Origin of the sequence: Phaeospirillum tilakii, assembly GCF_042683125.1 — a bacterium.
Taxonomy (GTDB): domain Bacteria; phylum Pseudomonadota; class Alphaproteobacteria; order Rhodospirillales; family Magnetospirillaceae; genus Phaeospirillum; species Phaeospirillum tilakii.
The window spans coordinates 1-23,527 of record NZ_JBHUIY010000023.1 but is presented as its reverse complement, the minus strand read 5'-3'; the positions used below and the strand labels follow the sequence as shown (position 1 = coordinate 23,527).

The 23,527-nt window shown below is 72.5% G+C and carries 26 protein-coding genes; 1 reads left to right on the top strand and 25 read right to left on the bottom strand.

What is annotated here, in order from left to right; genetic code table 11:
- Positions 1 to 4 precede the first annotated feature (4 nt).
- Positions 5 to 493, top strand: coding sequence for a MarR family winged helix-turn-helix transcriptional regulator (locus ACFSNB_RS12040; RefSeq protein WP_377316853.1), 489 nt, complete (start codon positions 5 to 7; stop codon positions 491 to 493).
- On the opposite strand, the gene ACFSNB_RS12035 is transcribed toward ACFSNB_RS12040, so the two are convergent.
- The 25 genes from ACFSNB_RS12035 to ACFSNB_RS11915 form a co-directional block, all read right to left on the bottom strand.
- Complete coding sequence (locus ACFSNB_RS12035; RefSeq protein WP_377316851.1) at positions 494 to 1,384, bottom strand: F0F1 ATP synthase subunit gamma; 891 nt, start codon at positions 1,382 to 1,384, stop codon at positions 494 to 496. It lies immediately after the preceding gene.
- Entirely contained in the window at positions 1,384 to 2,901 is a 1,518-nt protein-coding gene (locus ACFSNB_RS12030) for a F0F1 ATP synthase subunit alpha (protein WP_377316849.1), read from the bottom strand. The genes ACFSNB_RS12035 and ACFSNB_RS12030 overlap by 1 nt, the downstream gene beginning before the upstream one ends.
- Positions 2,885 to 3,616: a F0F1 ATP synthase subunit B family protein gene (locus ACFSNB_RS12025; protein WP_377316847.1), complete on the bottom strand. Its 732-nt coding sequence runs from the start codon at positions 3,614 to 3,616 to the stop codon at positions 2,885 to 2,887. The genes ACFSNB_RS12030 and ACFSNB_RS12025 overlap by 17 nt, the downstream gene beginning before the upstream one ends.
- The gene (locus tag ACFSNB_RS12020; protein WP_377316845.1) at positions 3,613 to 3,867 is read right to left on the bottom strand and encodes a F0F1 ATP synthase subunit C; all 255 of its coding nucleotides are present in this window, start codon (positions 3,865 to 3,867) and stop codon (positions 3,613 to 3,615) included. The genes ACFSNB_RS12025 and ACFSNB_RS12020 overlap by 4 nt, the downstream gene beginning before the upstream one ends.
- Positions 3,868 to 4,076: 209 nt before the next feature.
- The gene (atpB, locus tag ACFSNB_RS12015) at positions 4,077 to 4,751 is read right to left on the bottom strand and encodes a F0F1 ATP synthase subunit A (protein ID WP_377316843.1); all 675 of its coding nucleotides are present in this window, start codon (positions 4,749 to 4,751) and stop codon (positions 4,077 to 4,079) included.
- The gene (locus ACFSNB_RS12010; protein WP_377316841.1) at positions 4,748 to 4,990 is read right to left on the bottom strand and encodes an N-ATPase subunit AtpR; all 243 of its coding nucleotides are present in this window, start codon (positions 4,988 to 4,990) and stop codon (positions 4,748 to 4,750) included. Before ACFSNB_RS12010 ends, atpB begins: the two co-directional genes overlap by 4 nt.
- On the bottom strand, positions 4,987 to 5,298 hold the full coding sequence (locus ACFSNB_RS12005) for an AtpZ/AtpI family protein (protein WP_377316839.1): 312 nt from the start codon (positions 5,296 to 5,298) through the stop codon (positions 4,987 to 4,989). Before ACFSNB_RS12005 ends, ACFSNB_RS12010 begins: the two co-directional genes overlap by 4 nt.
- Positions 5,295 to 5,705 (bottom strand): F0F1 ATP synthase subunit epsilon, encoded by a 411-nt coding sequence (locus ACFSNB_RS12000; protein ID WP_377316837.1) that lies wholly within the window; start codon positions 5,703 to 5,705, stop codon positions 5,295 to 5,297. Before ACFSNB_RS12000 ends, ACFSNB_RS12005 begins: the two co-directional genes overlap by 4 nt.
- Complete coding sequence (atpD, locus tag ACFSNB_RS11995; RefSeq protein ID WP_377316835.1) at positions 5,702 to 7,099, bottom strand: F0F1 ATP synthase subunit beta; 1,398 nt, start codon at positions 7,097 to 7,099, stop codon at positions 5,702 to 5,704. Before atpD ends, ACFSNB_RS12000 begins: the two co-directional genes overlap by 4 nt.
- Before the next feature lie 116 nt (positions 7,100 to 7,215).
- Positions 7,216 to 7,557, bottom strand: coding sequence for a hypothetical protein (locus tag ACFSNB_RS11990; protein WP_377316833.1), 342 nt, complete (start codon positions 7,555 to 7,557; stop codon positions 7,216 to 7,218).
- A gap of 64 nt (positions 7,558 to 7,621) precedes the next feature.
- Complete coding sequence (locus ACFSNB_RS11985) at positions 7,622 to 9,463, bottom strand: hypothetical protein (RefSeq protein ID WP_377316831.1); 1,842 nt, start codon at positions 9,461 to 9,463, stop codon at positions 7,622 to 7,624.
- A gap of 25 nt (positions 9,464 to 9,488) precedes the next feature.
- Positions 9,489 to 10,115 carry a TadE/TadG family type IV pilus assembly protein gene (locus ACFSNB_RS11980; protein ID WP_377316829.1) on the bottom strand — a complete coding sequence of 209 codons (627 nt, stop codon included), beginning with the start codon at positions 10,113 to 10,115 and terminating at the stop codon, positions 9,489 to 9,491.
- A complete protein-coding gene (locus ACFSNB_RS11975) occupies positions 10,108 to 10,698 on the bottom strand; it encodes a TadE/TadG family type IV pilus assembly protein (RefSeq protein ID WP_377316827.1) in 591 nt (196 codons plus the stop codon). Before ACFSNB_RS11975 ends, ACFSNB_RS11980 begins: the two co-directional genes overlap by 8 nt.
- Positions 10,695 to 11,561 (bottom strand): tetratricopeptide repeat protein, encoded by an 867-nt coding sequence (locus tag ACFSNB_RS11970; protein ID WP_377316825.1) that lies wholly within the window; start codon positions 11,559 to 11,561, stop codon positions 10,695 to 10,697. The genes ACFSNB_RS11975 and ACFSNB_RS11970 overlap by 4 nt, the downstream gene beginning before the upstream one ends.
- A complete protein-coding gene (locus ACFSNB_RS11965; RefSeq protein ID WP_377316823.1) occupies positions 11,558 to 12,505 on the bottom strand; it encodes a type II secretion system F family protein in 948 nt (315 codons plus the stop codon). Before ACFSNB_RS11965 ends, ACFSNB_RS11970 begins: the two co-directional genes overlap by 4 nt.
- A gap of 4 nt (positions 12,506 to 12,509) precedes the next feature.
- Positions 12,510 to 13,490 (bottom strand): type II secretion system F family protein, encoded by a 981-nt coding sequence (locus ACFSNB_RS11960; RefSeq protein WP_377316821.1) that lies wholly within the window; start codon positions 13,488 to 13,490, stop codon positions 12,510 to 12,512.
- Entirely contained in the window at positions 13,487 to 14,842 is a 1,356-nt protein-coding gene (locus ACFSNB_RS11955; RefSeq protein WP_377316819.1) for a CpaF family protein, read from the bottom strand. The genes ACFSNB_RS11960 and ACFSNB_RS11955 overlap by 4 nt, the downstream gene beginning before the upstream one ends.
- A gap of 2 nt (positions 14,843 to 14,844) precedes the next feature.
- Positions 14,845 to 16,086, bottom strand: a complete 1,242-nt coding sequence (locus tag ACFSNB_RS11950; RefSeq protein ID WP_377316817.1) for an AAA family ATPase — start codon at positions 16,084 to 16,086, stop codon at positions 14,845 to 14,847.
- A gap of 23 nt (positions 16,087 to 16,109) precedes the next feature.
- A complete protein-coding gene (locus ACFSNB_RS11945; RefSeq protein ID WP_377316815.1) occupies positions 16,110 to 16,769 on the bottom strand; it encodes a CpaD family pilus assembly lipoprotein in 660 nt (219 codons plus the stop codon).
- Positions 16,770 to 16,798: 29 nt separating this feature from the next.
- Complete coding sequence (locus ACFSNB_RS11940) at positions 16,799 to 18,166, bottom strand: type II and III secretion system protein family protein (RefSeq protein ID WP_377316813.1); 1,368 nt, start codon at positions 18,164 to 18,166, stop codon at positions 16,799 to 16,801.
- A gap of 131 nt (positions 18,167 to 18,297) precedes the next feature.
- Positions 18,298 to 19,308 carry a Flp pilus assembly protein CpaB gene (cpaB, locus tag ACFSNB_RS11935; protein WP_377316811.1) on the bottom strand — a complete coding sequence of 337 codons (1,011 nt, stop codon included), beginning with the start codon at positions 19,306 to 19,308 and terminating at the stop codon, positions 18,298 to 18,300.
- A 6-nt stretch (positions 19,309 to 19,314) separates the two neighbouring features.
- Positions 19,315 to 19,860 carry a prepilin peptidase gene (locus tag ACFSNB_RS11930; protein WP_377316809.1) on the bottom strand — a complete coding sequence of 182 codons (546 nt, stop codon included), beginning with the start codon at positions 19,858 to 19,860 and terminating at the stop codon, positions 19,315 to 19,317.
- A 38-nt stretch (positions 19,861 to 19,898) separates the two neighbouring features.
- On the bottom strand, positions 19,899 to 20,093 hold the full coding sequence (locus tag ACFSNB_RS11925; protein ID WP_377316807.1) for a Flp family type IVb pilin: 195 nt from the start codon (positions 20,091 to 20,093) through the stop codon (positions 19,899 to 19,901).
- 514 nt (positions 20,094 to 20,607) lie between these two features.
- On the bottom strand, positions 20,608 to 22,656 hold the full coding sequence (locus ACFSNB_RS11920; RefSeq protein ID WP_377316805.1) for a PP2C family protein-serine/threonine phosphatase: 2,049 nt from the start codon (positions 22,654 to 22,656) through the stop codon (positions 20,608 to 20,610).
- A complete protein-coding gene (locus ACFSNB_RS11915; RefSeq protein ID WP_377316803.1) occupies positions 22,653 to 23,402 on the bottom strand; it encodes a hypothetical protein in 750 nt (249 codons plus the stop codon). Before ACFSNB_RS11915 ends, ACFSNB_RS11920 begins: the two co-directional genes overlap by 4 nt.
- Positions 23,403 to 23,527: the final 125 nt, after the last annotated feature.

The following is a 23,527-nucleotide window of genomic DNA, read 5'->3' as shown; positions in this document are numbered from 1 at the left end:
GGGAATGGTGAAGCGGGGGCACAGGGAGCCGGAAGGCGTCGCGCCGGCGGCGGCGGGCGCCGTCGATCTCGGGCCGTTGCCGCGCCAACTCGGCTATCTGCTGCGGCGGGCCCAGGTCGGGGTGATCCATTCCTATGCCGCCGCCTTCGCCGAGGGCGACCTGCGGCCGGGCCAGTTCGCGGTGCTGACCGTGCTCGACCGCAATCCCGGCCTGTCGCCGTCCCAGGTGGCCGAGGCGCTGGCGATCAACCGCACCAATTTCGTTCCGCTGTTCGAATCGCTGGTGCAGCGCGGGTTGGCCGAGCGGCGGCCCAACGCCTCGGATCGGCGGACGCAGTCGCTTTATCTGACCCCGGCGGGCAAGGAACGGTTCGAGCAGGCCCTGGCGGCGGTCGAACGCCACGAGCAGCTGTTCGCCGACCGGCTCGGGGGAGAGGGGCGGGAGCAATTGCTCGCCCTGCTCAATCGGTTGATCGACAGCATCGAGGGATAGCTACGGGACGGTCGCCCCGGCCCCGCCCGGAGGCGGGCGCCTCCGGACCTCCTCCTCTTTCTCGAACAGAAGTTCGGCGCCGTTGACCACGTCGAGCAGTTCCTCGGTGATCTGGGCCTGACGCAGGATCCGTTCCTGGTCGCGCAATTCCGTCAGCTTGCGGTCGATGTTGTCGCCGGCGGTGGTCATCGCGGCAAGGCGGGCGGCGTTCTCGGCCGCCAGTGCTTCGGTCGCCGCCAGCGCCAGGTCGGCCAGCAGCCGTTCCTCGATCAGCCGGTCGAGCAGGGCGGGGGCGGGCAGGTGATGCAACGGGGCGGTGCTGCCGCGCGGCGGGGGCAGGTCGGCAAAGTCGGGGGGGAACAGGGGCCGGCGCACCGGCTGCCAGCCGCCGCCCGCGCCGATCCGGCCGAACAGCAGGTCGAGCCGGGTGAAGGCGCCGGCACCGAGGCGGCGAGCCAGTTCGGCGGCGATCCGGCGGGCGAGGTCCTCCACCCCGCCGGCATGCGAGGCCATCGGCAGCGACCAGTCCGGGGTCAGGCCGGCTTCGGTCAGGGCCTGGATGCCCTTGGTTCCCACCGCCAGCAGCAGGTCGGGCGGGTCGGCCCGCGCCGCCTCGGCCAGGGTTTCGGCATAGGCGCCAACGAAGCCGTGTTCGGCCGAGAACAGCAGCAGGGCGCGGCGGCCGCCGCGCCGGGGCGGGGCCGCGCCGCCGGCCAGCCGCAGCGCCTGGGCCAGCCCGGCGGCGACGATCGCGGCATAGCGGCGGATGCCGTCGAGGCTTTCGCTCGCCTGCTGCATCCGCATCGCCGCCAGCGAGCGCATCGCCCCCACCACCTCCTGCAACTGGGCGACGCTGTCGATCCGCGCCCGCACCGTTTCCGGCCGGTCCATCACGCCCCCAGGGCGGCGAGATGGCCGCGCAGCCGTTCGATCAGTTCACTCTGGCCGGCCGGGTCGAGCTCGCCGGTGGCGGCGATCCGCGCCGCCAGGGCCGGGCAGGCGGTCGCCAGCCAGTCGGCCAGCCCGTCCAGGAACGCCGCCAGCGCCGGTTCCGCCAGCGGGTCGAGCAGGCCCGCGCCCAGCGCCAGCAGGCCGGCGGCCTGTTCGGGCAGGCCCCGGACCCGGGTGTTGGTCTGGATCAGCAGGGCGCGGATCCGCCGGCCATGCTCGACCTGACGGCGGGTGCGCTCGTCGGCCATCCCGCCGAAGCGGGTGAACATCTCGAGTTCGAGGAACTGGGCGTAATCGAGCTTGAGCGAGCCGGCGAGGCGGCGCAGCAGCGGCGGCTGGGCCTTGCCCCCCACCCGCGACACCGACAGGCCGACATCGACCGCCGGCTTCTGCCCGGCATGGAACAGCTTGGGGTCGAGGATGATCTGGCCGTCGGTGATCGAGATGATGTTGGTCGGGATGTAGGCGGTCAGGTTGCCGCCCTGGGTGGCGACGATCGGCAGGATGGTCAGCGAGCCGCCGCCCAGCGCCGCCGCCCGCTGCGCGCCGCGTTCGAGCAGCCGGGCATGGGCGAAGAAGATGTCGCCGGGATAGGCCTCGCGCCCCGGCGGCCGCCGCAGCAGCAGCGACAGTTCGCGGTGCAGCGCGGCATGGTGGGTCAGATCGTCGATCACCAGCAGCACGTCGCGCCCCTGTTCGACGAAATGTTCGGCCATCGAACAGGCGGCGTAGGGGGTCAGCCACGCCAGTCCCGGCGGGGCCGAGGCCTCGGCGATCACGAACAGGGTGCGCTCGCGCGGGCCGAACCGGCCGACCGCCTCGATCAGCCGGTTGACCGCGGCGGCGCGCTGGCCGATCGAGGCCCAGACGCAGATCACGTCGCTGTCCCGCTGATTGATCACCGCGTCGGCGGCGATCGCGGTCTTGCCGGTCTTGCCGTCGCCGATGATCAGTTCGCGCTGGCCGCGCCCGATCGGGATCATCGCGTCGAGCACGGTGATCCCGGTCGCCAGCGGCCGGGTGATCGGGTCGCGCTCGACGATCGCCGGGGCCGGGCGCTCGACCGGTTCCGAGCGTTGGCAAACCGGTGCCGGCCGGCCGTCGAGCGGGCGGCCGAGCGGATCGACCACCCGGCCGAGCAGGGCCTCGCCCACCGGCACCCGCACCACCGCGCCGCCGCGTTCGACCACCGACCCGGCGGCGATGCCGGCCGAGGGCGACAGCAGCACCGCCCCGATCCGCTCGGGCGCCAGCGTCACCGCCATCCCCAGCCCGCCGTCGGCAAAGCGCAGCATCTCGTCCTGCCCGGCCCCGGCGAGGCCGGACAGCAGCGCCACCCCGTCGCCGATCCGCTCGACCCGGCCGCGTTCGCGCTGGTGGGGTTCGAGTGTCGCCGCCGCCGCCACCGTCTGCGCCTGGGCCGCCCAGCGGGCGAGGTCGTCATCGAGTTCCGTCATCGCCTGCCATCCTCTGCCGGGCCTGGGCCAGCGCCTCGGCCCAGCTCACCTCGACCACCGCCGCCGCGCTGGCGATCCGGGCCCCGGCGATCAACTCCGGCGTGGCGACGAATTCGACCGCGCCCAGATGCGGCGCCAGCCGGCGGCGCCATGCCTCGGCCTCGGCGGCGGACAGGGGCGGCGCCGTTTCGACCCGCGCCCCGCCCTCGGCGAAGCGGGCCCGTTCGGCCGGATCGAGCGCGGCCAGCCGTTGTTCCAGCAGCGTCAGGAACGGCGCCGCGCCGACCCCCGGCGCCACCGCCGCCAGCAGCCGCCCGGCCAATGTCGCCGCCACCCGGGCGGCATGCTCGGCCAGCGCGGCCCCGGCCGCCTTCCGTTCCGCCGCGATCGCGGCGCGCGCCGCCGCCGTCAGCCGGTCGGCCTCGATCCGCGCCTCGGCCAGCATCGACGCGGCGCGGCGCTGGCCTTCCGCCTCGGCGGCGGCGATCCGTTCGGCCGCCTCGGCCTCCAGCGTCCGGGTCCGGGCCTGCCAGGCCGCCTCGGCCTCGAGTCCGCGCCGTTCCGCCGCCGCCGCGCGCTCGGCCGCCTCGGTCGCGGCGGCGCGGCGCCGGTCGATCGCCGCCAGCACCGGGCGATAGAGGAAGCGTTGCAGCAGCCACACCAGCACCAGGAAATTGACCGTCTGCAACGCCAGGGTCGACCAATCGAGGCTCATGACGCGGCGTAGGGATTGGCGTAGAGCAGCAACAGCGCGATCACCAGGCAGTAGATCGCCATCGTCTCGATCATGGCGAGGCCGACGAACAGGGTGCGCGACAGGGTGCCGGCAAGGTCGGGCTGGCGGGCGATGGCGTCGAGCGCGGCGGCGACCGCGCGGCCCTCGCCCAGCGCCGGTCCGATCGCCCCGATCGAGATCGCCAGGGCGGCGCCGAGGATGCTGGCGATGGCGACGATTTCGTTGGTCACGGCTGTTTCTCCTTCGCTCTTGAGATCCTTCGCGGGCTCCGCCCGCACCCGCCAAGGGCCGCAAGGCCCTTGGATCCCGTTCCTTGCCCTTCGCGCGGCCAATGCCCGCGCCCAAGCTGACAGGCCGTTCCGCGCCCGACCCTTAATGGGTTCCAAGGGCCTTGCGGCCCTTGGCGGGGGTGGGCGGAGCCCACATCAGCCCTTCTCCTTCATCCGGTTTCGACCGCGCCGATCGCCGCGCCGACGAACACCGTGGCGAGGATGGCGAAGATGTAGGCCTGGATCGCCCCGATCAGCAGCCCGAGCGCCATCACCGGCACCGGCAGCAGCAGCCCGGCCAGCGACAGCAGCACCGCCAGCACCATCTCGTGGCTCATCACGTTGCCGAACAGGCGGATCATCATCGAGAAGGTGCGGGTGATTTCCGACAGCACGGTCAGCGGCAGCATCAGCGGGGTCGGTTCGAGGTAATGGGCCAGATAGCGCCGCACTCCCCGGGCGCGCACGCCGTACAGGTGGGTGGCGGCGAACACCACCAGGGTCAGGGCGGCGGTGGTTTCGATCCGGGCGGTGGGCGCCTGCACCCCGGGCAGCAGCGCCGACAGGTTGGCGACCAGCACGAACAGGAACAGGCTGCCGAGCAACGGCAGGAACGGGCGGGGCGGGGTCCGCATCACCTCCTCGATCTGGCCGGCGATGCCCTCGACCAGCAGTTCCAGCACCGCCTGCCCCCGCCCCGGCGGGTCGGACAGCGTGCGGGTGGCCCGGGCCAGGACCAGCCCCAGCGCGGCGATCAGGACCCAGGTGGTGACCACCGCCCGGCTCACCGCCAGCGGGCCGAGCTGGAACAGCACCTGCGGCGCGAACGGCGAGGATTCGATCATCGCGCCCTCCGCAGCATCGCCCAGCGCGCGGCGACGAACCCGCCCAGCGCCGCCAGCGTCGCCACCCCCCCGGCCCGGGTCGCCACCAGCCAGAACACCAGCCCGGCCAGGGCGAGCCGCAGCAGGGCCGCCCCCCACAGCCGCAGCGGGTGGCCGAGATGGCGCAGGCTGGCGCGCAGTTCGGCGAAATAGACCAGCCCGAGCACGAAGCCGAGCAGCAGGCAGCCGAGCGCGGTCATGGCTGGTGGATCCTCAGCCAGGCCAGCCGGCAGCCCAGCGCCAGCCCGACCATCAGCAGCGCCCCGGTGGCGACGAGGCCGCCGCCCAGCCGGGCGTCGAGCCAGCGCCCCAGCGCGAGCCCGCCCAGCGTCGGCAGCACGATCATCCAGCCCAGCCCGCCGATCATCCCCAGGCTGCGGAAGAAGGTGCGCTCGCCCTCGGCCCGCAGCGCGGGGGAGCGGCGGCGGGCGGCGATGCCGCGCCGCAGCGGGGCGTGGTCGTCGGGCGGCAGGGGGGACGGGGCGGGGGTGGGGGCGGGGGCGGTCATCGCCGCTCTCCCGGCAGGGTAGCGAGATAATCGCGCAGATGGCGCAGCGCCGCCGCTTCGAGATGGGCCGCGCCGGCGCGGGCCTCGGCCCGGGCGTCGCGGTCGCGGGCGGCCAGGGCGGCCAGCGATTCCTCCACCTGGTCGAGATCGGCGCCGACGAAGGCCTCGCGGCTGGCGATCTCGATTTCAGCGCCGCCCCGCACCGTCAGCACCCCGCCCCGCACCGCGGCGTAATGCTCGGCGCCGCCTTGGTCGCTCCAGCTCACCACCGAGGGTTCCAGCACGGTGAGGAAATCGGCGTGGCCGGGGCGGAGGCCGAACCAGCCGGTGGCATCCTCGGCCCGCAGCGCGGCGACGTCGTCCCGCTCGACCAGGATCCGGGTGGGGGTGGCGATCACCAGTTTCATGCCGCCGCCTCCTTGCCTTCGCGCGCCCGCACCTCGTCGAGGCCGCCGGCCATGTAGAAGGAGGGCTCGGCCCAATCGTCGCCGGCCCCGTCGAGGATGGCGCGGCAGCCGGCCAGGGTGTCGGCGATCGGCACGCTGCGTCCCGGCTTGCCGGTGAAGGCCTCGGTGACCAGGAACGGCTGGGTCAGGAAGCGGATCAGCCGCCGCGCCCGCCCGACCAGCAGCCGGTCGGCCCGGCTCAGTTCCTCGATGCCGAGCAGGGCGATGATCTCCTGAAGATCGCGATAGCGGGCGATCGCCTGCCGCACCGCCTGGGCGATGTCGTAATGCGCCCGCCCGACCACCCCGGGATCGAGCAGCACCGAGGTCGAGGCCAGCGGATCGACCGCCGGATAGAGCCCGGCCGAGGCCATCTCGCGCGACAGCACGATGCTGGAATCGAGATGGGGGAAGGTTTCCGCCACCGCCGGGTCGGTGAAATCGTCGGCCGGGACGTAGACCGCCTGGATCGCGGTGATCGCGGCGCCGCCGACCGAGGCGATCCGCTCCTCCAGCTCGGCGATCTCGGTCGCCAGGGTCGGCTGGTAGCCCACCCGCGACGGCAGCCGGCCCAGCAGCCCCGACACCTCGGCCCCGGCCTGGACGAAGCGGAACACGTTGTCCATCAGCAGCAGGACGTTCTCGTGGCGCTCGTCGCGGAAATATTCCGCCACCGCCAGCGCCGCCATCCCCACCCGCCAGCGCGCGCCGGGCGGCTCGTTCATCTGGCCGAACACCAGGGCGGTGCGTTTCAGCACCCCCGACTGGCGCAGCTCCAGCAGCAATTCGTGCCCCTCGCGCTGGCGCTCGCCGATGCCGGCGAACACCGACAGCCCGCCATGGCTTTCGACGCTGGCGCGGATCAGTTCCATGATCAGCACGGTCTTGCCGACCCCGGCGCCGCCGAACATCGCCGCCTTGCCGCCCTCGACCAGCGGGGCGAGCAGGTCGATCACCTTGATCCCGGTCCAGAACACCCGGTTGGCCCCGCCCTGGCGGGCCAGCGGCGGCGCGGCGCGATGGATCGGCCGGCGCGGCACCTCGGGCGGGAAGGCGCCCAGCCGGTCGGTCGGGCGGCCGACCACGTCGATGATCCGCCCCAGCACCGCCTCGCCCACCGGCACCGTGATCGGCCCGCCGGTCGCCCGCGCCGGAATCCCGCGCGCCAGTCCGCTGGTGGTCTGCATCGCCACCGCCCGCACCGTGCCGGGGGCGAGATGCTGCTGGACCTCCAGCACCAGCGGCGGGGCGCCGTCGCGGTCGATCTCAAGCGCCTCGCCCAGCGCGGGAAGGGCGTTCTCCGCGAAGGCGAGATCGACCACCGATCCGGCCACGCCGATGACGGTTCCGATCATGCGAACCCCCGATGCCGACCCGGACAGCATAGCACGATCCCGCCTGGCCCGGGCGCCGCCGCACCCATCCGCGCCGGACAGGGCAGGGGCGAGCGATTCGCCCCTCGCGGGTGGAATCAGACCAGGATGGCGGGGTCGGGCCGGCCGATCTGCACCCGCAACTGGGCCTCGGCCTCGGCGTGGGCGGTGGCGAACCACGCCGCCAGCACCGCGTCGGGCACCGGCCGCCCGGCCTCGGCCAGGGCGTGCGACAGCGCGGTCAGGATCGCCTCGTCGTCGGCGGTCGGGACCATCGCGATGTAGGGGGCGCGGTCGAGCGGCACCGCCGGATCCTCCGCCGCGACGTGGTCGATCAGCAGACGGATGGTGCGGACCCGCCAGCGGAAGGCGAAATCGTCCCGCGCCGCCCATTCGGCGTCGCGTTTGCGGTCGAGCACCTTTTTCAGATCGAACGCCATGATCGCCTCCAATGCCGAGGCCCGCCCGCGCCATTATAGCGCGGACGGGCCGGGGGCGGGGCGATCACTTGACCAGCCGCAGCTCGGACAGCGCGCCGGTGATCGACTGGAACACCCCGGTCAGGGTGCTGGCGTCGGTGACGTTGTAATAATAGCTGACGTCCGAGGCGCAGCCCTTCAGCAGGGTCTGGGTTTTTGACGACACGCTGCCATTGGTGTTGAGGGCGATGGTGAAGATGGTGATGCCGTCGGCCTTGGCGTTGGTGCAGGCCTGGGTCAGGATCGCGTCGGCGGCGGTGGTGCTGTCGGGATCGCCCCCCGGGGTGATGTGCAGTTGGTAGGTGGTTGCTGCCGAACGCACATTGAACAGGATGTTGCCGTCGTAGCCGTTACGTGTTGAGCCGTTGCGGTTGGTCGGAGTACCGCTAGAGGCTTGTGGCGTGCCCTGATAGGCCCCGAACATGTTATAAAAATAAGTACTGCTAAAATTTGCCGTCGTTTCCCTGTTTTTGTTTGATGTTGTGCTTTTGGTGTTGGTGAAAATTGTCGTCACACTGTCGGCGTAAGCGGGCGCATTGTTGCCGTCGGTCAGCAGCACCACCGCCTTGGTAAGAGTGCTGCTGGTGTCCTTGGGCAGGGTGGCGTTGCCCCAGCCGATATCGGGATCAGAATTGCGCCAGTTGGGGCTGAGCATTCGCCACGCCCACAGCATGCCGGAAGAAATCATCGTCGCGCCGCTGGCGGTCAGGCTGTTGATCCGGGTGGTGAGGGTGGCCGACGAACTGCTGAGGAAGGTCACCGGGCTGGGGGTGCAGCCGTAATAGCCATCTGACCAGACATCGGCGACGCTATTGGCATTGGAGTTGATATAATTGTGGCCATAGGTGCTGCCATTGAGAGCGTTCGTCAACGGCGGCTGACCGGCTTTCCAGCCGGCGGACGTCGTGGTGTAGGTAATACTGCTGTTTTGGATGCTGGTGGCTGATTGTGTGCATGACTTGTATGTCGTGGAGCAGGTCAGGACCGCTGTTCCGGAAGCAAGCCAGTCATACGACGCCACCCGCCAGTCCTCGAACTTCAACGTTGCCGGCGGGGTGGCGTCGAAAGTGAAGGTGGTGCCGCCGGAGGTGGTCGGCCGTTCGTAGAAGCAGCCGCCCCAGGTGCTGGCCGAGGCGAAATGCTGAGGGGCGCCAGTGCGCAGCCAGCCGTCATGCACCGCGCCGCCGCTCTCCTTGCCGGCCTGGACCGTTTCGGTGAAGGGAACGAGGCCGATGAAGATGTTGGCGCCGCTGCTGTTGCTGCCGAACAGGGTGGTGACCATGCTGACCGCCGCCTTCTGCATCGCCTGAAGCTTGGTCTGGCCGCCATAGCCGGACGACTGGTCCATCGAGCCGGTGGTGTCGAGCGCCAGCACCAGTTCGAGATTGTTGTTGGTGGTGCGCTGGGCCTCGTTGGCGACCTCGATCGGGATGTCGGCCAGCGACAGGAAGCCGACGCTGAGCAGTGGCAGCTTGATGGTCGCGGTGGCGGTGACGAGGTCGCCCGAGGCATGGGCGACGGCGCAGGTGGTGGCGGTGTTGGTGGGGGTGACGGTGGTGCCGTTGACCTTGAAGGTCAGCGGCACGCTGATCGAGGTGCCGAGATAGCCGCTGCCCATGTTGGCGTTGAAATAGGCGGTGCCCTGGCTCAGGCAATTGGCGTTGCCCAGGCTGTGCCCGGCCGCCAGCACCGCCGCGTCGATCGCCGCCTGGGCCCGCGCCTTGACCATGTCGGCGCGGACGAAATCGATCCCCGCCACCATCAGCATGGTCAGGGTGGTGAGGGTCAGGGCGACGACCAGCCCGGTCACCCCCCGGCAATCACGGCCGAGGGCGCCGATCGCGCCGCGTCTGGTCGTGTCTGGCATCGCTCCCCTCCTGTTGGGCCGCCGGTCAGTCGGGACAGGCGGGGTTGGTGGCGGCGGTGTTGAGCGTCGCCAGCGAGGCGACGCGGCCCCGGAAATAGGCGGTCCGCTTGAGGGTGGTGGCGGTCGGCAGCGTCGGCAGCAGCTGGCGCAGTCCGCTGAGCCAGTCATGGGAATGGAACGCCTCGACCACGATCACGGTGTCGCCGCCGCTGGTCGGCACGATGCCGCCGGCCAGGGTGGCCTTGCCGCCGACATTGCCCACCCCGCTGGCGATGCCGGACAGGGTGTAGGGGCTGACCGCCTGCCAGCGCACCACCGCGCCGGCGCTGGCCGAATCGTAGACCACCCCGCTTGCGATCACCTCGCCGCTGGCGGCGAGGTCGAGCGGCTGGGCCGACAGCGGCGCCACCGTGGTCAGGTAGGTGTTGATGCTGTTGGGGTCGCTGGTGCTGGTGGCGCGGCAGATCAGGGTCCGCCGCGCGATCAGGTTGGCCATGTCGAACGCCACCCGTTCCAGCGCCACCGCCGCCCGGACGTAGAGATAGGCCTCGGTGAAGCCGATCAGCAGGATCAGCAGCACCGGCAGCGCCAGCGCCAGTTCGACCATCACCGCCCCGCGCCGGTCGCGCCCGAGCCGCCAGCCCCTATTCATTCTGCACCACCACGCTGCGGGAAAAGGTCAGGGTCGAGATCCCGGCCAGCCGCAGGATTCCGGTGAAGCCGGGGCGGGTCAGGGTGATGGTGTAGACGGTGATGTCGCCGCTGCCGCCGACTCCGCTCACCCCCATGTCGGCGTCCCACACCCCGTTGCCGTTGACGTCGATGTAGTCGCACGAGCCGGTCAGGGCCGAGCCGGTGCAGGCGACGCAGCCCTTGGTGCAGGTGCCGTCGGGATGCAGGGTCGAATCGACCGGCTCGGGCTGGCCGACATTGGCGAACGAGGTATAGGACCGGGTGTCGATCGCGATGTCGGCGGGGGTGCGGGCCCAGCGGTCGAGATAGGAATGGACGATGGTGTCGATCGCCTGGGTGCGGGTGGCGGTGGCCAGCAGGCTGCTGGCGGTGCCGTAGCGGGCGGAATCGTGGGCGGCCAGTTCCAGGCTGGCGTCGGTCATCAGCACCAGCCCGACCTCCATCGTTCCCGCCGTCAGCAGCAGCAGCAGGGGAAAGGTCAGGGCGAACTCGACCGCGACCCCGGCCCGTTCCCCCAGCCGCCTCCACCGCCCCCGGCTCATCGCGCCGCCGCCTCCCCGCCGGCGGCCGGGAAGGGCAGCGGTTGCAGCCCGAGCGCCGCCGCCGGCTGGGGCGGCGGCGGGGGCGGTTCGGCCAGCCGCTGGCGCAGCATGGCGTAATAGCGCAGGTCGTTCTGCACCGAGCCGGCGTCGAGATCGGCCGACAGCACGTTTTCCGACGCCTCGGTGTTGCCGAGCAGGCCATAGGCCAAGGCGAGGTTGTGGCGGGCCTGGGGCGGGGCGGACGGGTTCTGCGCCAGTTCCAGCAGCAGGTCGATCGCCTGACGCGGATTGCCGGACAAGGCGAGCGACAGCGCCAGATTGTTGCGGGTGGCGAGGTCGTCGGGCCGGATCGCCAGGGCGCGGCGATAGCAGTCGCGGGCCTCCTCGCCCCGGCCGTCGAGGTCGTTGACCGCGCCCAGCCCGGCCAGGGCGCGCGGATCGTCGGCGGCGGCCAGGGTGGCGGCCTGGGCGAACAGCCGCCGCGCCTCGTCGAGCTGGCGCTGGCGGGTGGCCAGCCGGGCCTGGGCCAGCACCGGCTCGACCGCGCCGGGATTGAGGGCGGCGGCGCGCTGATAGGTCTTGCGCGCCGCGCTGACCTCGCCGATCCGGGCCAGCGCGTCGGCGAGGCCGAGCGTGGCGTCGTAATCGTCCGGCCGCGCCTTCAGCGCCTGTTCGTAGAAGCCGATCGCGCCGCGCGCGTCGCCGCCGCTCAGGGTGGCCCGGCCCATCCGCACCGAATCCGGCGCCGGGATCGGGCGGGCGGCCGCCTCGGCGCCGGCCGGCGCGGCATGGTCGGCGCATCCGCCGGTCAGCGCCGCCGCGCACGCCGCCACCAGGACGGCCAGGGACCTCAGGGCTGTCATTTCGCGAACGCCTCCATGATTCGCAGCACCGCGGGGCCGGCGGCGAGGATCAGCACCGCCGGCAGGATCAGGGTCATCATCGGGATGGTGATCTTGGTCGAGAGCTTGGCCCCCTTTTCCTCCATCGCCAGGATCCGGGCCCGCCGTTCGGTCTGGGCCAGGGTGCGCAGCGACTGGGTGATCGGGGTGCCGTAACGCTGGGCCTGGACCAGGGTGGTGACCATCGCGGTCAAGGCGGGGATCTCCATCCGCGCCGACAGGTTGCGCAGCCCGGACAGCGGATCGGCCCGCACCGCGATGTCGTCGGCGGTGATCGCCAGCTCGTTGGCCAGCGCCGGGTTGAGGTCGGCGAATTCGGTCGCCACCCGGCGCAGGGTGGCGCCCAGGCTGAAGCCGGCATTGGTGCAGATCACCATCAGGTCGAGCGCGTCGGGCACGCCGGCCAGCACCTGCCGCTGCCGCCGCGCCACCGCCCAGCGCAGCGCCGCCTCGGGCAGGATCAGGCCGCCGACCAGCCCGCCCAGGGTCAGCGCCGCCGCCAGCAGCGGCGACGACCCGGGCGGGGCCGCCAGCGTCGCCACCGCCAACCCGGCCGCCGCCAGCCCGGCGCCGGCGAGGACCTTGACCGCGATGAACCAGGACAGCGCCTGGGGGTGGCGCCAGCCCGCCGTGCGCAGCAGGGCGGCGAAACGCTCGCGCTGGGCGGCCTCGATCAGCGGCAGCCGGCCGACGGCGCGGAACAGCGGATGGGCCAGCGCCAGCAGCAGCGCGCCGCGCCGGGCGCCGCCGCCGTCGCCCCGGCCGAACTGGTCGGCGGCGACGGCGCGGGCGCGTTCGGCGATGCGCAGATGGGGGCGGCTGAGGCCGAGATAGGTCAGCCCGCCGACCAGCCCGGCCAGCGCCAGCGCGATCAGGGCGAACAGGACGGGGGACGACGGCGCCATCTCCTCATGCCTCCAGCCGGGTCATCTGGAAGATCAGGCCGAGCCCGAGCCCGACCATGATCGCGGCGACCGCCAGCAGGTGATGGCCGGCATCGCTTTCGAGGAACGGGCCGAGATAATCTTGCGCGGCGAAATAGAGCCCGGCGGTGATCACCAGCGGAATCGTGGCGATGATCTTGGCGGCGGAGCGGCCCTCGGCGGTCAGGGCGCGGGTCTTCAGCCGCACCTCGGCGCGGGCGCGGATGATCGCGGCGAGATTCTCCAGCGTCTCGCTCAGCGGCCCGCCGGTCTCGCGCTGCACCTCGAGGCAGATGGCGAAGAAGCGGAATTCGGCCAGCCCGATCCGCCGGCTGGCGGCGGCGAACACCTCGCCCTGATCGACCCCGAGCCTGAGCGCGTCGCTCATCCGCCGGTATTCCGGCCCGATCGGCTCGGGCAGGTCCTCGCCGGCGGTCTGGATCGCGGCATTGACCGGCACCCCGGCCCGCACCGCGCGGACGATCAGGTCGAGCACCCCGGGGAAGCCGTCGAGGAAACGGCGGCGGAACCGCGCCCGCAGCACCCGCTGCATTCCCACCGCCACCAGCACCGCCTGCGCCGGCAGCAGCGCCAGCGCCAGCAGCGCCGGCAGGCCGAGCAGCGCCGCCGCGATCGGGGTGGTGACGGCCAGGATCGCCTCGGCGGCCAGCAGCAGATGCCAGCCCCGGCGGCCGCCGAGATCGATCACCCGCCGCCGCCACCGCGCCGCCTGCTCGCGCAGCCCGTCCCCCCCGCGCAGCGGCCGCAGCAGCAGGTCGTCGTCGCCGGCCGCCAGCGCGCTTTCGCTGCGCCGGCTGCGGTGGGCGACCTCCAGGGCGCGGCGGCGCATCACCATCCGCGGGCTGTCGCGGTAGGCGGCGCGCAGGGTGGCGACCAGCGCCCAGCCGGCCGGCACCGCGCAGAAGCCGGCCAGGGTGATCACGTCCTCGGGGCTCAGCGCGCTCATTCCCGCATCGCCTCGATCAGGGCGCCGTCGAGGGCGTAATAGCTGGCCCGGGTGGTGAAGGCCGGGCGCAGGCCGGAACTGACGAAACGGCCGCGGACCTCCTGATTGTAGGCGGTGGCGTCGTATTCGAAGGTGAACAGGTCCTGGGTGATGATGATGTCGCCCTCCATCCCGGTCACCTCGGCGACGCTGACGATCCGCCGCACCCCGTCGCGCATCCGTTCGAGGTGGATCACCAGATGCAGTGCCCCGGCGATCTGGCGCCGGATCGAACCGAGCGGCAGGCTGCTGGTGGCCATCAGCACCATGCTTTCCAGCCGGGTCAGCGCGTCGCGGGCGCTGTTGGCGTGGATGGTGCTCATCGAGCCGTCATGGCCGGTGTTCATCGCCTGAAGCACGTCGAACGCCTCGGCGCCGCGGGTTTCGCCGAGGATGATCCGGTCCGGCCGCATCCGCAGGGCGTTGCGGACCAGATCGCGCTGGTCGATCGCCCCCACCCCCTCGGTGTTGAGCGGGCGGGTCTCCATCGACACCACGTGCGGCTGCTGCAATTGCAGTTCGGCGGCGTCCTCGATGGTGACGATGCGCTCGGCCGGATCGATCCGGTGCGACAGGGTGTTCATCATCGTGGTCTTGCCGCTGCCGGTGCCGCCGGAGATCAGGATGTTGCAGCGGCAGGCGCAGGCGATCTCCAGTACCTTGGCCATCGGCGCCGACAGGTTGCCCTGGGCCACCATCCGGTTGAAGGTGATCGAACGCTTGGAGAATTTGCGGATCGAGATGTAGGTGCCCTTCAGCGCCAGCGGCGGCAGCACCACGTTGACGCGGCTGCCGTCGGCGAGGCGGGCATCGACCATCGGGCAGGATTCGTCCACCCGCCGCCCGACCGAGGCGGCGATGCGCTGGGCGATGTTGGTGACGTGGACGTTGTCGCGGAACTTGATCGCGGTCGGCTCCAGCCGGCCATGCCGCTCGACATAGACCTGATCGGGGCCGTTGACCAGGATGTCGGTGACGCTGTCGTCGGCCAGCAGCGGTTCGATCGGGCCGATGCCGAACATGTCGTGCAGCAGCTCGCGCACCATCTGTTCCTGCTCGGCGGCGGTGACCATCAGCCGGTCGCGCACGCAGATCTCGGCCACCAGCGCGATCAGGTCGCCCTCAAGCTGTTCCTGCGAGCGCAGCACCGCCGCCGAGACGTTGATCGAGGCCAGCACGGCGGTGCGGACCTTCTGGAAGCTGTCCGAGCGCAGCATCGGGCGCGGCGGTTCGGCGGCGGCGGCCGTTTCCGCCGCCGTCCCCCCCGCCGCGTCGCCGCCGGGCGGCGGCACCGCCAGCTTGCGGCCGAACATCGTCAGCCTCCCCGCGCCGGGGCCAGCCCGGGCAGCGGCAGCCAGTCGGGCAGCAGCCGGCGGCCGCCCTCGGCGCTGCGCCGCCCGGCGAGATCGTCGGCGACCCGGCGCAGCGCCAGCGCCAGCGGCCCGCGCCGGCTGATCAGCGGCGGGCCGAGATTTTCCCCCAGCCCGGCGGCGTCGCGGTCGAACGGCAGCACATGCGAGGCCCGCCGCCCCACCGCCTCCTCGAAATCGGCCAGCTTCAGTTCGGCGTGGCCGGGCTGGCGGGGATGGTTGACCAGCAGCATCAGCGGCACCCGGTCGTCGCGGGTCTCGGCCAGCTGGATCAGCCGCAGCGTCTCGCGCGTCGCCACCACCGACGGCTCGCTGACCACCGCCACCGTGTCGGCGTCGGCCAGCAGCGCGGCGGTCAGCTCGCCGCCGCGCGCCGGCAGGTCGAGGAAGACGTAATGGAACAGCTTGCGCAGCTCGGCCAGCAGGGTCAGCACCGCGCGCGGCGGCAACACGCCGCTCTGGTCCAGCTCGGCGCGGGCGGCGAGCAGGAACAACCGGGGCGCCGCCTGGGCGAAGCTGCGTTCGACGAAATTGGGGTCGAGCTGGTTGACGTTGGCCAGCAGGTCGGCGAGGCCGTGATTGTTGGGGGCCGACAGCATCAGGTCGAGCGCGCCGCCGAACGGGTCGAGATCGATCGCCGCCACCCGCCGTTCCAGCGGCCCGGCCAGCTGCCAGCCGAGATTGGCCACCAGCGTGCTGGTGCCGACCCCGCCCCGGCTGCCGACGCAGGCCACCACCTTGCCGGTGCGGATCTGCTGGGCCGGCACCGAGCGCCCGGTGCGGCGGTTGAGCACCCGGCGCAGCAGGTCCATCGTCAGCGGCTTGACCAGATAATCGTCCACCCCCATCCGCAGCAATTCGCGATAGGTGCCGACGTCGTTGCGCTCGCCCACCACCACCACCGCCACCCCGGGCGGGCAGACGGCGGCCAGTTCGGCCAGTTCGGTGTTGGACATGGTCGAGCCGGAGACGTCCACCACCAATTGCCGGGGCGGCCGCTCGACCTGCCCGAGCAGGCCGATCAGGTCGCGCACCCCGCCGACCAGGACATGGGCGTGCGACACCATCCCCTCCAGCACGAATTGCCGCAGCAGGGCGGCGCTGGCCTCGTCGGCCAGCACGGCGATGAATTCGGCGTTGGCGGGACTCGGGCGGTCCTGGCCGGTGAGGCGGTCGAGGATCGACATCGGCTGTTCTCCCTGGCTTGGAACTATTGCGACCCGCCGTTTCCGCCGCCGCCGCCACCGCTCGAACTGGTGCCGAGCCGCGACACCCCGAGCACCGGCGGCGGCTTGACCTTGTCGGTGAGGTAGCGGGTGACGGCGGCGGCGCTGGTGGCGCCGTCCGGCCCGGCGAAGGCGTGCGGCTGGGCCAGATCGGCCGGATCGGCGACCTGGGCGGCGAGGTTGCCGTAGGTGGCGCAGCCGAAGGCGACGCTCGGCCGGCTGCCGGCGCTGGGCGAGGGGTTGGGGGTGACGAGGTCGGCGCAATTGGGGGCCTGGGCCCGCACCGTGATCACCTCGACCAGCAGGTCGGGACCGGGGGCGGCGCCGGCCACCACGGCGGCGCCGGGCGGGAGCCCCAGCCGGTCGGTCAGCTGCCGCAGCCCGACCGGATCGGGGCGCGGCCACCCCGCCGGCGGCAGCAGGCGGACATGGCCGTCGGCCGGCCCGGCCTGGGCCAGCAGCGCGGCGATGGCGGCGCGTTCCTCCGGGGTGGGGCGGTCGGGGTCGGCCACCGCCACCGTGCGGGCGGTGGTTTGCAGCGGGATCACCCGGGCGTCGGGCATCTCGGTGTAATCGGGGCGGGGGAAACAGCCGGCCAGCGCCGCCGCCGCCAGCAGGGCCGTCATGATCGGGCGGGATCGCATCCGCGTCACTCCTTGCCTGGGCCGGCCGCTCAGTAGGCGAAGCCGGGATTGCCCACCAGCCGGTTGCCGGGGGCGGCCATCGGATCGCTGCCGAGTCGGGTCTGGGCGAAATATTCGACGTCGTTGGCCGGGCGCAGGCTCTCGGCCGGGGTGTGCAGGCCGCGCCCGTCGGTGGGATGGACCAGATAGGCGGTGACGATCACCACCAGTTCGGTGCGGTTGCTGGCGAAATTCTGCGACGAGAACAGCTTGCCCAGCACCGGCAGGTTGCCGAGGCCGGGCAGGCGCGACATCGCGTCGGTCATGTTGTTCTGCAACAGCCCGCCGATGGCGAAGCTCTGGCCGCTGGCCAGTTCGACCGTGGTATCGACGCGGCGGACGGTGATCGCCGGGATCCGGACCGAATCCATCGTCACGGCATTGCTCCAGTCGAGCGCGCTGACCTCGGGGCGGACCCGCAGGCTGATCCGGTCGTTGCCCAGCACCGAGGGGGTGAAGGCCAGCGACACGCCGTAGGGCTTGAACTCGATCGTGGTGGTGTTGTTCTGCTGCGCCACCGGGATCGGGAACTCGCCGCCGGCCAGGAAGCTGGCGGTCTGGCCCGACACCGCGGTCAGGTTGGGCTCGGCCAGGGTGGTGGTCAGCCCCTCGCCGTCGAGCGCCTCGATCATCGCCTCGATGTCGAGGTCGCCCTTGACGAAGCCGAGCAGCAGCCCCCAGTTGGTGTCGGGCTTGGTGTAGGTGTTGGTGGTCCTGTTGAAATAGCTGCGCCCGTTCATCAGCCCGGACAGGTAATTGCCCGACTGGCCGACCGCGCTCCAGTTGATGCCGAGATTCTGGACGATGTCGCGCGCCACCTCGGAAAAACGCACCCGCAACTGGATCTGGGTCGGCGCCCGCACCTTCAGCGCGTTGATCAGGGTCTCGTCCTTGCCGACCAGCGGGGCCAGGGTGTTGACCACCCCGGCGGCGTCCTCGGCATTGTTGACCACCCCCCCCACCATCAGCGAACCGGGGGCCGAGGTCAGGGTCAGCCGGTAATCGGGGTAACGCTGGTGCAGGATCCGCTCCAGTTCGTCGGTGTTGAGGCTGACCGCGATCTCGGTCCTGAGGATGGTGCGGTCGTTGCCGTCGAGGGCGTAGAGGGTGGTGGTGCCGACCTTCTTGCCGAACACGAACACCGCGTTGCCGGACGGCACCTGGACGTCGGCGATCTCGGGATTGGCGACGAACACGCTGGTGGCGGGCCGCCCCAGCGGCAGCAGCCGGCCCTGGCCGACCGCCAGACTCATCGGCGCCGCGCCGGCCGCCGCCTCCGCCGCGACCGGCGCCGCCCGCATCGTCTGGGCCACCGCCGGTCCCGCCAGGGCCAGCGCCATTCCGGCCCCGATCGCCACCCTCCATCCCCCGTTGCGCCACCACCCCATTCGTCCCACCCCTTCCGTCCCCCTCCGGGCGCGGGCTTCGCCGCGTCGCCGGTTCCGTCTCTCGGTCGCGCCGCCCCGAGCCGTCAGCGCGTCCCCTGGTTTCAGCGCGGCATCGCGCTGGCCGCCGCCGCGAAGGCGGCGGAATCGACCGGGCCGCTTTCCGTCCCGCCAGCCAGCCCCCCCGGGCCGGCGCTGTTTTCCGGCCGGCTCGAACCGCGATAGACCTGCACCCCCCGCCGCGCCGGGGCGGCGGCATGGGCCGGGGCCGGGGCCGGGCGGCGTTCCGCCTGCATCCGGATCGCCATCGACACGTCCTCGCCCCAGGTCGGCTGGGCCGGCTCGCTTTCGACGGCGAGCGGGGCGGGCATCGCCGGGGCCGGCGCGGCGCCGGCCGCCCCCGGCGCCGGGTCGAGCCGGGGCGAGGCGAGGCTGCGCAGCGCCAGCGACAATTGGCCGAGCCGGGTCGCCACCGAGACCCGCTCGGCCTGGTCCGGCGTCACCTCAAGGGTGACGGTGCGGGCCGGGCGCGGCTGGGCGCCGTCGGATTCGGGCGCCTTCATCTGCGAGCCGACCGCGATCACCCGCAGGTCGGACAGCACGATCTCGCTCGCCACCTTGGCGGCGGCCTGGGGGCCGGTGTTTTCCAGCCGCTGGGTCAGCAGCAGATCGACCCGGTCGCCGGGCAGGATCAGGCCGGCATTGCCGGTGACGTCGTCGATCGCCACCGACACCGCCCGCATCCCCGGCGCCAGCGCGGCGGCGAGGAAGCCGGGGGCGTCGGGAAACACGATGTCGCGCGGGGTGAGGTCGGCGCCGTCCTCGATCGGCTGGCGCACCACCGCGCCGGGCAGGCGGCGGGCGTTGGGGCTGCCCTTCGCGATCATCGTCGGCGTCACCTGATCCTGCGGGATCTCGCGCCAGCCGAAATCGTCCTCGCGCAGCAGCAGCCCCTTCGGCAGCGGCCGGGCGGCGGTGGCGACCGCGCCGACCGCCACCGGCTTGGGCGGCGGCGGCGCGGCGGTCGAGGCGATGAACAGGCCGCGGAACAGCAGCCCGGAGCAGAGGGCGACCGCCAGAATCAGGACGATCCGAAACAATCCGCGCAGGGTCACGATCCCTTACCCCTTCAGCAGGCCGAGCCAGGGGGGCAGGGTGACCGCCAGTCCGCCCAGCGCCAGCGGCACCCCGTAGGGCACGCCGCGCCGGTCGTCGAGCGCCGCCAGCATCCCCCTTGGCGCGGCCGGCCCCCCCGTCCGGCGCCGCAGCGGCCGCGTCGCCAGCATCGTCAGGGTCAGCGCCAGCCCGGACAGGGCGATCACCGTCAGCGCCGCCGGGGCCAGCGCCGGCCCGGCCCACAGCAGGACCACCCCCGCCAGCTTGACGTCGCCGCCGCCGACCCAGCCGAAGCGGTAGCAGGCCAGCATCGCCAGGAACGCCGCCAGTCCGGTGGCCAGGGCCGCCGCCGCCGCCGGCCAGCCGCCGGGGGCGATTCCGTCCGGCGGGTCGATCCCCAATCCTCCCGCCAGCGCCGCCCCCACCCAGGCGGCGGCGGCCAGGCCGACCAGCCGGTTGGCGATCCGGCGCCGGGCAAGGTCGGTGAGCGCGGCCAGCGCGAAGGCGCCCGCCGCGATCCCGGAACAGACGGTCCCTCCCGTCAGCCCCATCTCCGTTCCTCCCCCGACGCCGTTCCGGTCCGGACGGACTACTTCGTGGAGGCCGTGGCGGCGGTGGTGATGTCGGTGCTGAGGTTGGTGAAGATGGTCTTCAGGTCTTTGCTGATGGTGCCGGTGTTGAGCGCGGCGGCGACCACCAGGGTGATCAGGCCGACCAGCAGCGAATATTCGAGGGCGGCGACGCCGTTTTCGTCGCGCGACAGCTTGGCGAAAAGTCTCTTCATGGTCTCTCTCCTTGGGTTTGAACCGATCGTCCCCCGGTGTCGGTCGCCAGCGTGCGGCGCACGACCGGGCCCCCCTGCCGCCGGCTCACCCCGAGCCGAAAGGCATCCATGAGGGCAATGAGCGAAACCATAACGGGATATGACCAAAGCGTCATTAACGCAATTGCAACAAAGTTTTACGTAAAAGCGTTCATTTTCAATTGATTATGTCGGCGCTCCGGCATCGGGTCCCGGCCCGAGAAAAGAGACAATTTTATTTAAATTTCCCCATTCGCCGAGAAAAAGACGCAGCCTTTGATGGTAAAAACCAAGAAGATCCAAGCGTGGAAGGTCCGCGCGCCGGGTCGGGTCACAGACACGGGCGGTTGCGACCGCCGCTTTGTCCGGCGGCGGGGGGTCAAGTCCCAATGGTGGAAAAAGGTTTGGCGGGGGCGGGACTTGGCGCGGCGGGTGGGGCCGGGCTGTTCCGGCGCCGCCCGCTTTCGTCACAAATCGTCGCAGATGCCGGGCGGGATCACCCGCCGGGCTGCCAGCGCACCGCGAGGCAGGTGATGTCGTCGAATTGCGGCGCGTCGGCGACGAAACCGCGCACCCCGTCATAAACCGCGCCGATCCAATCGTGCGGCGTGCGGCCGGCGGCGGCGAGGGTGGCTTCCAGCCGCGCCTCGCCCCAGAAGGTGCCGCCTTCCTCCTGGGCTTCGGTCACCCCGTCGGTGAACAGGAACAGCCCGTCGCCGGGGGCCAGCGTCACCGTCGCGTCGCGTTGCGGCAGGTCGGCCAGGATCGCCAGCGCGGCGCCGCCGGTCCGTGGCAGCGGCCGGGGCGGGCCGTCGGCCGGCAGCAGATAGGGCGGGTTGTGCCCGGCGTTGCAATAGGTGAACCGCCCGCTGTCGAGGTCGAGGATGCCGTAGAACACCGTGACGAACAGGTCCTTCTCATTGTTCTCGGCCAGCAGGTTGTTGAGGTTGGCGAGGCAGCGGGCGGGCGGGCTGCCGAACAAGGCGGTGGCCTTCAGCAGGGTGCGGGCGATCGCCATGAACAAGGCGGCGGGGACGCCCTTGCCCGACACGTCGGCGATCACCATCCCCAACCGGCGCTCGTCGAGGAAGAAGAAATCGTAGAAATCGCCGCCGACCTCCTTGGCCGGCTCCATTTCCGCGTACAGCGCGACGCGGGGGTGATCGGTCGGGAAATTGACCGGCAGCATCGAACGCTGGATCTGGCGGGCGATGTCGAGTTCCTGCTGGAGCTGAAGATAGGCCGCCTGCATCTTCAGCGCCTCGCGCAGTTCGCCGATCAGTTCCTGAAGATGCTGCTGCTGCTGGCGCACCCGCACCGACATCCGGCGGAAGGCGGCGGCGGTGACGCCCAGCCCGCCTTGGTCGCCGCCATCGCCCTCCAGTTCGGCCAGATCGCGCAGGATCTCTTCCCGCGCCAGCGGGTCGAGCGTGCCGGCCAGCGCGGTCATTTCGCGGTGGATGAAGCGTTCCTGGCGCCGGCGCTGGCGCCGTTCCGCCGCCTGCAACCGGGCCAGCGTCGCCATGTTGGCGCGGAACCGTTCCAGCGCCTCGGCCAGCCGGCCGATCTCGTCGCGCCGGCCGTGGGCGGCGATCGACACCGAACCGTCCCCCGCCGACAGCGCGTTGATCGCCGCCACCGATTGTTCGAGCGGGCGGAACATCCGCCGCAGCCACAGCCACAGCCCGCCCACCACCAGCAGGGTGGCCAGCATCGCCAGCCCGAGCGACAGCGCCTGCACCGTCAGCCGCCCCCCGGCCTCGCGCGAGACGTCGCGCACCAGCACCAGCCGGGCGGTCAACCCGCCCTGCGGGTCGAGCGGCAGCGCCGTCACCGCCAGGGTGTGGCCGTCGAGGCGGATCTCGCGCCGGGGCGCCTCCGCCGCGTCGGCGGTTTCGGCGGCGATCCGCTCCCACAAGCCGGGCCGGGTGCCGGCCAGCAGCCGGGCGCGGCGGTTGACCAGGAACGCCTCGGCCTCGGTGCCGGCCTTCATCTCGGCCAGCAGCGGCTCGATCCCGGCCGAGACCACCAGGATCGCCCCCGACCGCCCCGGCAGGCGCAGGCCATGGGCCAGCACCGCCGCCCGGCCCCAATCGAGCTGGACCGCATCGACCGCGCCGCCGCCCGGCGGCAGCGCCGCCCCGGTCAGGGTCGGCCGCCAGAACAGCTCGCCGCCGGAATTGAACAGCAATCCGCCGTCCGGCCCGACCAGTTCGATCCGGCCCCGCCCGCCCTCGGCGCCGAGGCGGTCGAGATGGGGCGCCAGCGCCGCCGCCAGCCCGGCCCGTCCCGGCCGGGCCAGCGCCGCCGCCACCGCCGGGTCGGCGGCGATCCGCCCGGCGGCGCGGTCGAGCCGGGCGACGCCGTCGCCCAGGGTGGCCCGCCACAGCAGGCGGGCATCCTGCTGCACCGCCGCCGCCATCGCCGCCGCGAACTGGCGCTCGCGGATGGTCTGGGCGGCGATGCCGATCGCGATCAGCGCCAGCAGCGCCAGCAGGGCCAGCGCGGTGATCTTCAGCCGCAGCGAGGCGCCGAACCGGTTCATCCCTCCTCCCCGAAGCGCAGCCCGGCGGTGCCGTCGCGGCCGAGCGCGGCGATCGCCGCGCGTGCCGCCGCGTCGGGCTGGGCCACCGTCCGTTCCTCGATTTCCTGGCGAAAGGCGGTGGCGCGGCCGGTGACCCGCGCCACCAGCGCCGCCGCCGCCTGTTCCAGCCCGGCGATCTCGCCCCGGCCCCGCTGCGGCGGCGGCGAGAAATCGCCCCGGCCGATCGCCGCCAGCGCCGCCTCCAGCGCCGCCAGCGGCCGCGCCACCCGCCGCCGTCCGGCGTGGCGCAGGCCGGCCCACGCCAGCGCCAGGGTCAGCAGGTCGATCAGCCCCAGCCCCGGGCCCAGCCAGCCGCCCGGCAGGCCGCGCGCGGCGCTGACCCGGACGCCGCCGGCCTCGCCCTGCCCGGTGGCGATCGCCACCGTCACCGCCAGCCCCCCGCCGTCCGGGGCGCCGCGTGCGAACCGGGCCGTCCCGTCGGCGGCGGCGACGCCGATGCCGGCCAGCTCGGGATTGGCGGCCAGCACCGCGTCGAGGAACGGTTCCATCCCGCGCAAGGCGGAGAAGGGGATGCCGTAATCGAGCGCCAGCCCGACCTGATCGGCCACCGTGCCGGCCACCGCGCGCAGCAGCGCCTCCTGCTCGACCCGTTGCAGCCGGTCATGCCGCCACAGCAGCAGCGCCGACAGCAGGGCGAGGAGCAGGGCCAGCACCGCGAGGCTGGCGCGGATCGGGGGCTCATTCATCGCCGTCGCGCCTCCGCGCCTCGCCCAGCAGCTCGTCGAACCGCCGTTCCGCCGTGGCGGCGGCGGTCGCGGCGGCGGCGGCGGCGGCGACCAGCGGGTCGTCCGCCGGCCCGGCCGCGCCGCCG

Bases quoted from the DNA above. Each gene is read 5' to 3' on its own strand.
- ACFSNB_RS12040 (WP_377316853.1), top strand. From the start codon at position 5: ATGGTGAAGCGGGGGCACAGGGAGCCGGAAGGCGTCGCGCCGGCGGCG.
- ACFSNB_RS12035 (WP_377316851.1), bottom strand. From the start codon at position 1,384: ATGGACCGGCCGGAAACGGTGCGGGCGCGGATCGACAGCGTCGCCCAG.
- ACFSNB_RS12030 (WP_377316849.1), bottom strand. From the start codon at position 2,901: ATGACGGAACTCGATGACGACCTCGCCCGCTGGGCGGCCCAGGCGCAG.
- ACFSNB_RS12025 (WP_377316847.1), bottom strand. From the start codon at position 3,616: ATGAGCCTCGATTGGTCGACCCTGGCGTTGCAGACGGTCAATTTCCTG.
- atpB (WP_377316843.1), bottom strand. From the start codon at position 4,751: ATGATCGAATCCTCGCCGTTCGCGCCGCAGGTGCTGTTCCAGCTCGGC.
- ACFSNB_RS12010 (WP_377316841.1), bottom strand. From the start codon at position 4,990: ATGACCGCGCTCGGCTGCCTGCTGCTCGGCTTCGTGCTCGGGCTGGTC.
- ACFSNB_RS12005 (WP_377316839.1), bottom strand. From the start codon at position 5,298: ATGACCGCCCCCGCCCCCACCCCCGCCCCGTCCCCCCTGCCGCCCGAC.
- ACFSNB_RS12000 (WP_377316837.1), bottom strand. From the start codon at position 5,705: ATGAAACTGGTGATCGCCACCCCCACCCGGATCCTGGTCGAGCGGGAC.
- atpD (WP_377316835.1), bottom strand. From the start codon at position 7,099: ATGATCGGAACCGTCATCGGCGTGGCCGGATCGGTGGTCGATCTCGCC.
- ACFSNB_RS11990 (WP_377316833.1), bottom strand. From the start codon at position 7,557: ATGGCGTTCGATCTGAAAAAGGTGCTCGACCGCAAACGCGACGCCGAA.
- ACFSNB_RS11985 (WP_377316831.1), bottom strand. From the start codon at position 9,463: ATGCCAGACACGACCAGACGCGGCGCGATCGGCGCCCTCGGCCGTGAT.
- ACFSNB_RS11980 (WP_377316829.1), bottom strand. From the start codon at position 10,115: ATGAATAGGGGCTGGCGGCTCGGGCGCGACCGGCGCGGGGCGGTGATG.
- ACFSNB_RS11975 (WP_377316827.1), bottom strand. From the start codon at position 10,698: ATGAGCCGGGGGCGGTGGAGGCGGCTGGGGGAACGGGCCGGGGTCGCG.
- ACFSNB_RS11970 (WP_377316825.1), bottom strand. From the start codon at position 11,561: ATGACAGCCCTGAGGTCCCTGGCCGTCCTGGTGGCGGCGTGCGCGGCG.
- ACFSNB_RS11965 (WP_377316823.1), bottom strand. From the start codon at position 12,505: ATGGCGCCGTCGTCCCCCGTCCTGTTCGCCCTGATCGCGCTGGCGCTG.
- ACFSNB_RS11960 (WP_377316821.1), bottom strand. From the start codon at position 13,490: ATGAGCGCGCTGAGCCCCGAGGACGTGATCACCCTGGCCGGCTTCTGC.
- ACFSNB_RS11955 (WP_377316819.1), bottom strand. From the start codon at position 14,842: ATGTTCGGCCGCAAGCTGGCGGTGCCGCCGCCCGGCGGCGACGCGGCG.
- ACFSNB_RS11950 (WP_377316817.1), bottom strand. From the start codon at position 16,086: ATGTCGATCCTCGACCGCCTCACCGGCCAGGACCGCCCGAGTCCCGCC.
- ACFSNB_RS11945 (WP_377316815.1), bottom strand. From the start codon at position 16,769: ATGCGATCCCGCCCGATCATGACGGCCCTGCTGGCGGCGGCGGCGCTG.
- ACFSNB_RS11930 (WP_377316809.1), bottom strand. From the start codon at position 19,860: ATGGGGCTGACGGGAGGGACCGTCTGTTCCGGGATCGCGGCGGGCGCC.
- ACFSNB_RS11925 (WP_377316807.1), bottom strand. From the start codon at position 20,093: ATGAAGAGACTTTTCGCCAAGCTGTCGCGCGACGAAAACGGCGTCGCC.
- ACFSNB_RS11920 (WP_377316805.1), bottom strand. From the start codon at position 22,656: ATGAACCGGTTCGGCGCCTCGCTGCGGCTGAAGATCACCGCGCTGGCC.
- ACFSNB_RS11915 (WP_377316803.1), bottom strand. From the start codon at position 23,402: ATGAATGAGCCCCCGATCCGCGCCAGCCTCGCGGTGCTGGCCCTGCTC.